This is a genomic window from Halodesulfovibrio sp., from assembly GCF_015482765.1.
Classification (GTDB): Bacteria; Desulfobacterota; Desulfovibrionia; order Desulfovibrionales; family Desulfovibrionaceae; genus Halodesulfovibrio.
Genome location: NZ_JADMLB010000012.1, coordinates 102,995 through 113,997, shown reverse-complemented (window position 1 = coordinate 113,997; position 11,003 = coordinate 102,995). Strand labels below are relative to the sequence as shown.

Genomic DNA, 11,003 nt, shown 5'->3' with positions numbered 1-11,003 from the left:
AAGTTCTCATTATTGGTGGACCAAAAGGTTTAATCGGTGCACCGCATTTGTCTTCACTCGGCGCAATGCGCTCGGGTGCTGGGTACACAACGGTAGCAGCGCCGGCGCTATTAACCCAAGAGATCAAAGCTGGTCAGCCAGAAATTTTATCGTTTGCAGTAGGTTCATCAGATGAATGGCCATCCCATATTCCTAATGAACTTAAGCAACAAATCCAAGAAGCAGACAGCTTGATTGTCGGCCCCGGTATGGGGCGTTCAAAAAACGCTGCTCTGTTTTTAGAAAGCCTTCTAAAACTACAACGTCCACCAACGGTTTTCGACGCAGATGCACTCTATCATCTTGCAAACGGAAAGAATCTTTTACAATTGCTGAATACGTGTGACATTCTCACCCCTCATCCGGGTGAAATGGCAAGGCTCAGCCAAAAGACTACTAGTGAAATACAGGCAGACAGACTTGTTGCCGCGCACCTTCTTGATTCTGCATATGACGGAATTGTCATTTTAAAAGGTGCCGCAACATGTATCAGCCAGCAGAGTAAGCCTACAGTGCTCTCTCCATTCTGCACCCCTACTCTTGCGGTTGCAGGTTCAGGAGATGTTCTATCGGGCGTAATCGGAGCTCATCTGGCTCAGGGAATTCCAGCCCATGACGCTGCCTGCCTTGGAGTTTATGAACACGGGCTTGCTGGAGAATTTCTGGCTCAAGAATTTCCACACAGAGGAAACTTGCCACAAGAAATTGCTCATGCTTTGCCAAAAGCCGTAAGGAAGTACTTATGCTCACAGCCTACGACCTAATGACAGAGAACCCGCAGACAGTTGCCCCGAATGATGACGTTGTGACCGCAGCACGAATTATGGTTGAACAACGATATAATGGATTGCCGGTAGTTGAAAGCGACGGCACGCTTGTCGGTATCATTTGCCAAAGTGACCTTATTAACCAGCATAAACGCCTCAACCTTCCTTCACTTTTTACCGTGCTGGATGGTATCATCCCGCTCCGTTCCAACGCAGATATGGATGCAGAAATGCGAAAGATATCTGCCAGCAAGGTTGTTGAAGCCATGACGCCCACGCCCACGTCAGTAACGGAAGAAACGCCTATTGACGAAATAGCCACCCTTATGGTGGATAACAAGTACCACTCATTGCCAGTTGTCAAAAATGGCAAATTAGTAGGAATTGTCGGCAAAGAAGATATTTTACGCACACTCCTGCCTAAGGAAGAACCTAAAGAGTAACGAAACTGTGCTTCTTTATGTAAAAAACGCAGAAGAAACAGAACTTCTGGGAAAATATATTGCACAGGCTCTCGTATCAACGGAACCTGTGCAAACTTTATTGTTCAAAGGAACACTTGGCTCTGGTAAAACGACTCTTATTCGATCCCTTGTACAGCACCTTCCAGGTGGTGATGAGGCCGAAGTAAGTAGCCCAAGTTTCAACGTATACAACCTGTACCCTACCACCCCCGAAACCGCCCACTATGACCTTTACAGGCTTGCTGGCGGAAGTGTTGATGAGTCGTATCACGAACTGTTGGATGAAGAACAGACACTCATGCTTATTGAGTGGGCGGAGCACCTTCCTGAGCGGGATTACCCGAATGAATGGTTGCAATTCAGTTGGATTCCATGCGAAGAAGGACGACAAATTGACATTTTGGTAAAAGGGGCAGGAGCTACCCGTGTAATCGAGGCATTGAAACCACTTGTGACCTCGATGCAAGTAGCACCATGATTATTTAAGTAGATTTTACTCTACCTTCTCATTCTCTTTCAAACGACAAAGGAATCAGTATGCGTATTCTGGTTCAGAAGTTCGGCGGAACTTCGGTTGCCAACTTAGAGTGCATGAAAAAAGTACGTGAAAAAGTTCTTGCCGCTCGTGCCAAGGGATTTAAAGTAGTGGTTGTTCTTTCTGCAATGTCAGGAGAAACAAACAGACTGCTAGGACTTGCTAAAGAATGGTCCAACTCCCCTGACCCGGCGGAAATTGATGTTCTCGTCTCCACTGGAGAACAGGTATCTGTAGCACTCTTCTCGATGCTGATGAAAGATGCCGGAGTTAACACGCGTTCTCTGCTTGGGTATCAGGTACCAGTTAGCACGGACTGTGCACACGGAAATGCACGTATCCTGGGAATTAATCAGGATAAACTTCAAGCACTTCTTGAAGAACATGATGTTCTTGCTGTTGCTGGTTTTCAGGGCTGCACGGATGGATCTCGCGTTACAACATTAGGCCGTGGTGGTTCAGACACCTCTGCAGTGGCTTTTGCTGCAGCACTCGGCTGTGAATGCGAAATTTATACTGATGTAGACGGTGTATACACCACCGACCCTAATATTGTGAGCACTGCTCGTAAAATGGACCGTGTATCCTATGATGAAATGCTAGAAATGGCCTCCATGGGCGCTAAGGTCTTGCAAATTCGCTCTGTAGAATTTGCAAAAAAATATAAAGTACCAGTACTTGTTCGTTCAACTTTTACAGACGCCCCAGGCACGTTAGTAACTCAGGAGGATTCACGCATGGAAGCCGTTTTAGTTTCAGGTATCGCATATGACAAGGATCAGGCGCGCGTTACATTGCGCGATGTTCCGGACGTGCCGGGTATCGCTTCCAATTTGTTCGGTCCGCTTGCTGAAGGCGGCGTTGTAGTTGATATGATTGTTCAGAACCCTAGCCGCGACAATAAAACTGACATGACCTTTACTGTCCCTCGCGGTGATCTGGACAAAACACTCGAACTGATGGCTGAAATTCAGAAGCAGACAAATGCAGCTGAAGTGCTGCACGATTTACATGTTTGTAAAGTGTCTGCAATCGGTGTTGGTATGCGTAACCACTCCGGTGTTGCGGCTCAGGCTTTTGATGCTCTGCGTAGAGAGAATATTAACATTCTCATGATTAGCACCTCAGAAATTAAAATTACCTGCCTTATCGAGGAGAAGTACACGGAGCTCGCAGTAAGAACACTGCACGATGCCTTCGGGCTCGGCAAAGAATAAAAAAGTTGAAAGGGCCATGAAAAAAATTCAGATCTACGACACAAGTTTGCGTGATGGAACTCAATCAGAGGACATAAGCCTTACCAATGATGACAAGCTTAAAATTGCTCTTAAGCTTGATGAACTTGGTATAGATTTTATTGAAGGCGGTTGGCCGGGCTCAAACCCCGTCGACATGGCGTTCTTTAATGAAATTAAGCGCCTATCCCTTAAGCATTCAAAAATTGCTGCTTTCGGGAGTACCCATCACCCCGGCTTTACTGCGGAAAACGACCCGAACCTGCGCAATTTGCTCACCTCAGGGTCAGATGTGTGTACCATTTTCGGCAAAACGTGGGATATCCACGCAACCGAAGCGCTACGAATTCCGTTGAAACAGAACCTGAAAATTATTCATGACTCTGTTGCGTTTCTCTGTTCTATGGGACGTCATGTTGTTTTTGATGCAGAGCATTTCTTTGATGGCTTTAAAGCAAATAAAGAATATGCCCTTGCTGCTATTTCTGCCGCACATAAAGCTGGTGCAAATACACTCAGCCTTTGCGATACAAACGGCGGTACTTTACCGCACGAAGTATACGAAATCGTACAGTCTGTATCAAAAACATTGCCGGATGCTCAGCTGGGTATCCATGCACATAACGACTGTGAACTGGCTGTTGCTAATTCAATCGCAGCAGTTCAAGCAGGTGCGACTCATATTCAGGGAACCATTAACGGCATCGGAGAACGATGCGGTAATGCGAATCTCTGCTCTATCATTCCGACCCTTGAGTTGAAATTTAACGACGAATATACAACTCTCGGCAGGGAAAAGTTGGCACTGTTAACAAGCGCATCAGCATTTGTAACAGATGTAGCCAACATCATGCCATTTGACCGTCAGCCTTTTGTAGGCAGATCGGCATTTGCGCATAAAGGTGGTGTTCACGCCAGTGCGGTTAACCGAAACTCAGCACTGTACGAACACATTGATCCAGAAATTGTCGGCAACAGACAGCGAGTACTGCTCACAGAACTTGCCGGTCGAGCAAACATTGTAAACATGGCTAAAAAATTCGGTTTCCATCTGGATAAAGACGAGCCAGTTGTTAAAGGTTTGCTCAATGAGTTGAAAAAACGTTCCAGCATGGGCTACGACTATGCCGCAGCAGAAGCTTCTGTTGAACTTCTTCTGCTCAAAAAGCTTGGTCGTCGTGGAGTTCGAGAGTTCTTCAAACTCAATCAATTCCGTGTGTTGGAGCTTAAAGAAGCACAAGAACAAGATCCGATCTCTGAGGCTTCAGTTATTGTAGAAGTAGAAGGTATAACAGAACACACAGCCGCAACCGGCCGTGGTCCTGTTAACTCTCTTGATAACGCATTACGAAAAGCCTTATGCAACTTCTACCCTCGCTTATCAGAAATGAAGCTTCTCGACTTTAAAGTACGAGTCATGACAGCCGAATCCCCTGAAGGTGGTGGTACAGCTTCATTTGTACGAGTTCTTGTCGAATCCGGTGATCATCTGTCACGCTGGGTAACCGTTGGGGTTTCCTACAACATTATCGAAGCAAGTTGGCAGGCTGTAGCCGATTCTATCACATACAAGCTTTACAAAGATGAACACGAACAACGTGCTCAGATTGAAAACACATAAGCTTAGCTTCAAAAAATTAAGGCTGCCTTCATATGAAGGCAGCCTTTTTATATAAACGATAACTACTAACAAGCTTTCATAGGCGCTCTATAAGGCATTCGCCAACTGACGTTCTAATCGAGCTATTTTTAACGATAACGCATTCATACTGCGGGACAACTTTCTCAATTCACCTTCCGCCCCACTGTAATCACTATTCTTTAACAAATCTTCAACATAAAGCACTCTTCCATAAAGTGGAGAGAGACTTATTGCATATTTTTCTAGCTCTTTACTCAATCGACGAGCTTTATTTAACTCACCACGCTTTATTGTTCGGGCCAGATTTGCTACCCTTGTACGAGCAACACGAAAACGAGCTATCTGAGCTTGTAAGTCATCTTCAAGGACTTGCTGCCAACTTGCGACTTCAAGACTCTGTACAATCACGTCGACATCATCAGGAAAAAGATAACGGAGACTCTCGCTACGTTCCAACGCCTCAAGCACATCTTCACCTACAGGTCGCTCCATGACTATTCGTGTCGCATCAGAATAAAGACTGCTTAACTCACTACGCTTCGCATCAATCTTTTCAGAACCAAACTCTTCAATCAGCTTAGCCCCTTCCTGTTCAGTTAGAATCTTGGGTTGTTGGTGTGTGATAACAACAGAAGTCATCAAGCGTGGCATAGACTGCCAAAACTGAAAAGAACCAATTCCTGCCCCTATTCCTAGCAACAAAACAACAACTAGCGCGAACTTGTTTGTACTCGAAACTTTAATAACTTCAGGTTCAGGTAAAACGGGATTTTCAAGTCGATCTATATGCTCAAAAATATGAAATGCAACTGCTTCCAAATCAGGGACATTATCCGGCTGTACCTTTCGTAAAAGGTCATACAATGCAGTACAAGCACGTTCACACCGATACAATTCACGTAATTGAGTAATCCCCGGTTTTACTGCACGTATTTCACTCCCAATCTGTCCAATCATCCAATTAAAGAGATCAATACGCTTTGCAGCTGGGAAATGAGAATTCAACCCTTGGTGTGTAAGCACTGCCGCCTGAAGTTCTAACCCCGTAGAAAGTCCTCGCAAACCGTGTATCTTTACAGCTGCCACTGTATAGTAAACAGCGAGCAGCAAATCAAAACCATCTTTCTTTCCGATTGCTTCACACAATGTATACACAGTAGACCAGTCTATGCCCCCTGTAAGCGGGTTCACTCTACGATTAATCTCACCTCGAACCTGCTGATACTCAACAGTGTCTCGCAACTTCTCTTCATCATCAGCCAATCTAAACTTGTTCAATTCAGAAAAAAACAAACAGCTCACAATATTCTCACAAAAGTAGACGGGGGCGTAACGCCCCCGAGTAAGTATTTAATAAAGTGTTGGTGAAAGACGGAATGATCTGAACAACGCTGAGGTAAACGGATTGCTATCCGCCTCAGAGTACAATCGATATTGAACTGTCCCACCATCAATGGCGAACTGATAGTCAACACTGGTCACACTAGTACCTACAATTTCACCTTTATCAAGGAGGCGGAAAAACGCCCAAGGGCCTTGAATGTAAATGCTGCGAGGCGATTTGTTTACTTCTGCCGGTATCAACGTCAGCTTACTTGCAGAAGCAGCTCTAAGAGTATTCGGCCAAATTAGCTCTACAGATTTACGAGGGCCATGGCTGTATTCAACAAACTGGCCGTCAACATTAATAATGCTTCGACGTTTAGATGGGCTCAGCTCTACTGGCTCAAGAGTAAACTCAACATCAAGTACGCCCTTGTTATTAAAGAAAGCACGTTGAATTCTTTGCGCTGTTGCCAACTGATCCAGAACATCCTGACGAATAAGAGAGTTTCCTCCATTAACATCTTTCGAGATTATGTTCTCATCAAGGAACAACTTCAGGTTATTGTCATAGAACTTACTCAATGTACCGGATGGACCAAAGAAGCTTTCAAAGTCAATTAATGCAACATCTTTACTTGCTGTCGGGTTAAACGGGTAACGGTCAGCAAACTTCTGTCGATATTCATTATATACGTCATGAGACCAACGTACCTCTAGATGCTTAATCGCTTCTTGTTTTACAACAAACCAGCTCTCGTCAGCCATTTTGGTAATCATGGTATCAAAAGGCTGCGGCAATCCAGTCGCAATTCTTTGAAGTACATAAATCGGATCAACACTATTTAGGTTAACTCGCGCTTTTGTTGCATTCAGCGCCGCTTTGCCAACATCTGGTGCGTCAGCAATCGTTTTCAGATAAGATTGAAGTTGTGTAACAGCCTCCAGAACCTCATCCATGTATGCAGGCTTACTGTCATCTTTAATTGTAAGAGCATTTACACCAGCAAACTGTTTATCAATCATTGCCGCTACCTTATAACGAGGAGACGTCATCATCGCTTCACGCGCTTCATCATCTTCAGGCAATGGCGGGAACAGGTTTGTATTCTCAGTCAAAACATTCAACAAACGGGCAAATGGGTTTGAGTTGCCTGTAATATTTTCAAGCACTAAAGCAGCACTATTAATATCTTTGAACATTTTGGTATCAATATTATTCATGGCAGTACGCCATGTGTTTACATAGTCAGTTACATACTGATCTCGGATCTTCTCACGCAAGGCGCGCTTGTCTTCCTCACTGAAATTAATTGTTGAGGTTTGACCAAGTACCCAGCTATCCACAAGAGCCAATTCTGAAACTGAATCAGATTTCGGAATAAAATAAGTTTCATAGCCCTTACGAGTAAGTAACCGTGGAATCTGAAGTGCAGAATTTTCACTTCCGCGTGTAGAGAATACCACGTCGTAAATTGGTCCAATGGAGGTCGCAATATTCAACGGTGCACCGAGTACGGCAGACGCATTCTGCTTCAGGTTACGATATACCCGCTGTTCAACAGGCATTTTGTTCAATACGGTTTGAGCATCAGCAACAAGCTTGTCATACGGCTTTAAAACCTTTTCTGCAGCTTCGTCACCTTTATCTCGCTTCATCTGCAGATCAGTATGCTTCATTGCATACTGAAGATGCTCCATAAGCTTTTCCTGAGTCTCTTTGTTCCCCGGATAACTTTTCTGCCACTTTCTAGCAAAATAGTTCTCAACAAATCCTTTGTAACGTCCACTCTTATCAGTCAGCATGCGGAATACACGTAATGCTGCCAGCTTTTCTTCATCTGTCTTTGCTGCTGCCAAATCTTCAGCGGCACGCTTCATAAGAGCAGGAAGATATCGACTCTCAAGCAAGCTCAAGTAGGTTTGTTCAACTTCCGGCCCAATAGTGTGCCCCTGATACAATCCCATATCAGAAATGTAATGAGGTTTTTCACGGAAGAAACCGAACTTAAGTGTAGCTTCACGGATCGCATTAAGTGGCCCAAGAATATTCTTTCCACTGTCGATTACAATATCGTCTGAAAACTTCTCGTTGTAGTCCTTAACTTTTTCAAGCACAGCATCTGCATATCCTACGTTCTTCGTATAATACCGTTGCCAGCTCCCAACAAGTAAAGCTGAAACAATTACACAGGCAACAGTTGATAATACCATAACCCTACGTTTTCGCTTCGCCACTCTAAAGTTGTCAGAGGCAAGCCCAGCTTCTGGATAAATGATACGGCTGAACAAATTCTGTGTGAAGAACGTAGTTGAGTTCTTTGCCTTCTGTGCACTGTGAATTGTGTGTTCAAGTCCATAACGCCTTGAAGCAGCATCAACATATGCATTTGTAGGAACACCTTGCTGGTATACTGAAGAGAAATATACTCCGCGCACCAGAGCAGATGTTGAGAACTGGTCACTACCAAGAGTTTCTTCAAGGAATTGTTTGAGAACCTCATGCAAGCCTGCCATTTGGCGGCAGAAACTATAAATCGCGATACTGTCTTCAGATTCGTAGCATTTAAGCAACGCTCCAGGCAGCATATCGTTAATACGTTCAATAAACTCTTTGTAGTCTGAATCAAATTCTGAAAGCCAGCTATCAAGATCTTCAACAGAGTTCATAGTAAAGGTAAAACCAAGAACTTCTTCACGCTGGGTTTTAGTATAGTGACGGAAGAACGGTTCAAACCCGTAAAGTAAATCAAGCTTTGTAAGACAAATGTAAACAGGAAGACGGGTGGACAATGTTTCCATCAACTCGCGAAGTCTTGCCCGAAGCAAGTTTGCATACGCACGACGCTCAGAAGTTGTTGCTGAAATAAGATGCGCTACATCAAGAGCCAATACCACCCCGTTTAACGGACGACGGCTACGGGTCTTTTCAAGCCATTCCAAAAAATGAATCCATAAACGGCGTTCCATTTCACCACTGTCTTCATCAGTCGTTGCATTTTGTGTCAACAACTCGCCATCTGGATCAATCAGTACAGAATCATCACCGATCCACCAGTCAAAAGAAAAAGGATTTTCACTCTTCTTTCCAGAAGCCCGCATGACAGATGAAAAGACGAAGTTCTGGCCTGAGCGGTTAATAAGACTGGTTTTACCGGCATTTTCAAGACCCATAACAATGTACCACGGCAATGCGTACATATAGTTACGTTTATTCAGACTTTCTTTAAGCCCTTTCATAACCAGATTAAGATCTTCTTCCTGACGTTCTTCAAAACGTTGAATAGGATCTTCCTGCAACTCCATTTCTCGAATCTGTTCTTCTTTATAGCCTGAAAGTCTGCGCCATTGCACAAAGCCCCATGCTGCTAAGCTGAACAAAATAAGAATTACTGTAGCAATCGCCCTTGCTGTAACAGACTGTAACGGACGTGTTTCGTTGTATTCGAGCCAGGGGCCTGCCCACCATATTGCAACAACAAGCAGCAGTACAATTAAGGCAAGCAATACTGGAATCGCCGACTTTATCCCTGGAACAGCCTTCTTCAAAAATTTTAAAATCTTACCTAACATAATACTTTCCTAACCTTACCCTGCAGTAGCGCCTGTTTTTAAACGCTGAATCAGTGATGGCTCCCAGTCAGTCACAGCAATGTTGCTTACTTGATCCAGCAACGTTTCATATTCCTGACGGGCAATGGCTGAGAGTTGATGTGCATGCATCACATCAGCAGATAACATACGCCAATAAAATTTATCCCGTGGTTCACTTGCATCGGCAAACCCTTCGTTCAACTGTGCCAAAGCAACCGAGACACCACCCTCTTTAGCTAACTCCAAAACGTTGGAACGCTCTGCATCCCAGCCTCCCGAAGCTTTCCCACCAGACTTTCCTTCTGAACCAGATGTGAGCCATTGAGCAGTTTCTGCACTGGCAAAAGGAGTCCCACCTTTAAAAGATAAATGGAGCAAAGAGGGTAATCGGGTGATGAACGAACGAGCCTCAGATTTAATAGCGTCTGCCCAATCCTCTTTCCCTAACTTCTCTGCAACTCGAAAACTCAAGTGATGTCCATCCAACCAAAATGGAGCAACCGTAAGACTCTTTTCAACATTGCGCCACAAAGCTAAATCAGCCCCGCGTTGCAATTGCTCTTCATAGTCTGAGATACGATCCACTGAAACAGGCATAAGTTGAGTTTCACCATCACTATCAGCATCCGGTGCAGCAACAATGGAAAACCAAATTGCAAAGCGACGAAGTCGAAGGCTTAAAGCCTGCCCCCCCTCCAATTCTGAAAGAAGATCTGCCACTTTAAAAAAAGTCTGCTTCACAGCTTTATCGCTGCTGCTATCGATTTCTACTTTTGACGGTGTAAAAGCAGGCTCTACGGTCACTGTAGATTGTCCCTCTTCCGAGGTCGCTTTTACTTCTTTTGTATCAACAACATTTGAAAGCTTTCTTCGCACTGCAGCATGGACATCATCAACACCGTCTTCAGGAAGTTCGTACTTAACGACAGCTTTTGTCAGTTCTACAATGGCGTTTTCAAGATCTTCTTTCTGATCAAAATCAAAACTGCTTCCATCAAGATTTTCAGCCGCTTTGACGGTTCGTTGTATAATCTGCCCATAGAACTTCCTTCGCGGCAACGCGCCACGAGGCCCCGGAGCTGGATGGCATATCTCCCAATATGCATCCATAAACTCTGCCAACACGTACACAGACAACGTAAAACGCGCCGGAGTTGCTTGATGTTGTAAACATTGCAACAGGTATGTCAGGATCTTTACATCCTTTGTTTTATTCCCCAGCAATGTAAGCGCACCCTTTTCCGCCTCATCCCATTGCACTTCTGCATGAGCCAAGGAGCCGATTTTCATCATTTGATTTTCGACAAAATCTAAAAGGGGATCATCAAGCAACCGTTCCCCGACGGGGTTTTCACCCTCAATCGCCTGAACTATTTGCTCACGATACTTTTTACTATCCATGAC

Annotated in this window: 8 protein-coding genes; 5 read left to right on the top strand and 3 right to left on the bottom strand. The window is 44.5% G+C overall.

Annotated elements, in window-relative coordinates:
• From QZY95_RS02015 to cimA, 5 genes are all read left to right on the top strand, one after another.
• Positions 1 to 803, top strand: an 803-nt coding sequence (locus QZY95_RS02015) for an NAD(P)H-hydrate dehydratase (protein WP_290918707.1), incomplete at its 5' end; no start/stop codon positions are given.
• The gene (locus tag QZY95_RS02010; RefSeq protein WP_290918705.1) at positions 782 to 1,249 is read left to right on the top strand and encodes a CBS domain-containing protein; all 468 of its coding nucleotides are present in this window, start codon (positions 782 to 784) and stop codon (positions 1,247 to 1,249) included. The genes QZY95_RS02015 and QZY95_RS02010, both read left to right, overlap by 22 nt.
• Before the next feature lie 7 nt (positions 1,250 to 1,256).
• Positions 1,257 to 1,748, top strand: a complete 492-nt coding sequence (gene tsaE / locus QZY95_RS02005; RefSeq protein WP_290918702.1) for a tRNA (adenosine(37)-N6)-threonylcarbamoyltransferase complex ATPase subunit type 1 TsaE — start codon at positions 1,257 to 1,259, stop codon at positions 1,746 to 1,748.
• Positions 1,749 to 1,807: 59 nt separating this feature from the next.
• Positions 1,808 to 3,022, top strand: coding sequence for an aspartate kinase (locus QZY95_RS02000; protein ID WP_290918700.1), 1,215 nt, complete (start codon positions 1,808 to 1,810; stop codon positions 3,020 to 3,022).
• A gap of 16 nt (positions 3,023 to 3,038) precedes the next feature.
• Positions 3,039 to 4,661 carry a citramalate synthase gene (gene cimA / locus QZY95_RS01995; protein ID WP_290918697.1) on the top strand — a complete coding sequence of 541 codons (1,623 nt, stop codon included), beginning with the start codon at positions 3,039 to 3,041 and terminating at the stop codon, positions 4,659 to 4,661.
• A gap of 87 nt (positions 4,662 to 4,748) precedes the next feature.
• On the opposite strand, the gene QZY95_RS01990 is transcribed toward cimA, so the two are convergent.
• From QZY95_RS01990 to tssA, 3 genes are read right to left on the bottom strand one after another with little or no spacing between them, the layout of a single operon-like run.
• Complete coding sequence (locus QZY95_RS01990; RefSeq protein WP_290918694.1) at positions 4,749 to 5,984, bottom strand: type VI secretion system ImpA family N-terminal domain-containing protein; 1,236 nt, start codon at positions 5,982 to 5,984, stop codon at positions 4,749 to 4,751.
• Between the two features lie 48 nt (positions 5,985 to 6,032).
• Complete coding sequence (tssM, locus tag QZY95_RS01985; protein WP_290918690.1) at positions 6,033 to 9,578, bottom strand: type VI secretion system membrane subunit TssM; 3,546 nt, start codon at positions 9,576 to 9,578, stop codon at positions 6,033 to 6,035.
• 15 nt (positions 9,579 to 9,593) lie between these two features.
• The gene (tssA, locus tag QZY95_RS01980) at positions 9,594 to 11,000 is read right to left on the bottom strand and encodes a type VI secretion system protein TssA (RefSeq protein ID WP_290918687.1); all 1,407 of its coding nucleotides are present in this window, start codon (positions 10,998 to 11,000) and stop codon (positions 9,594 to 9,596) included.
• Positions 11,001 to 11,003 lie beyond the last annotated feature (3 nt).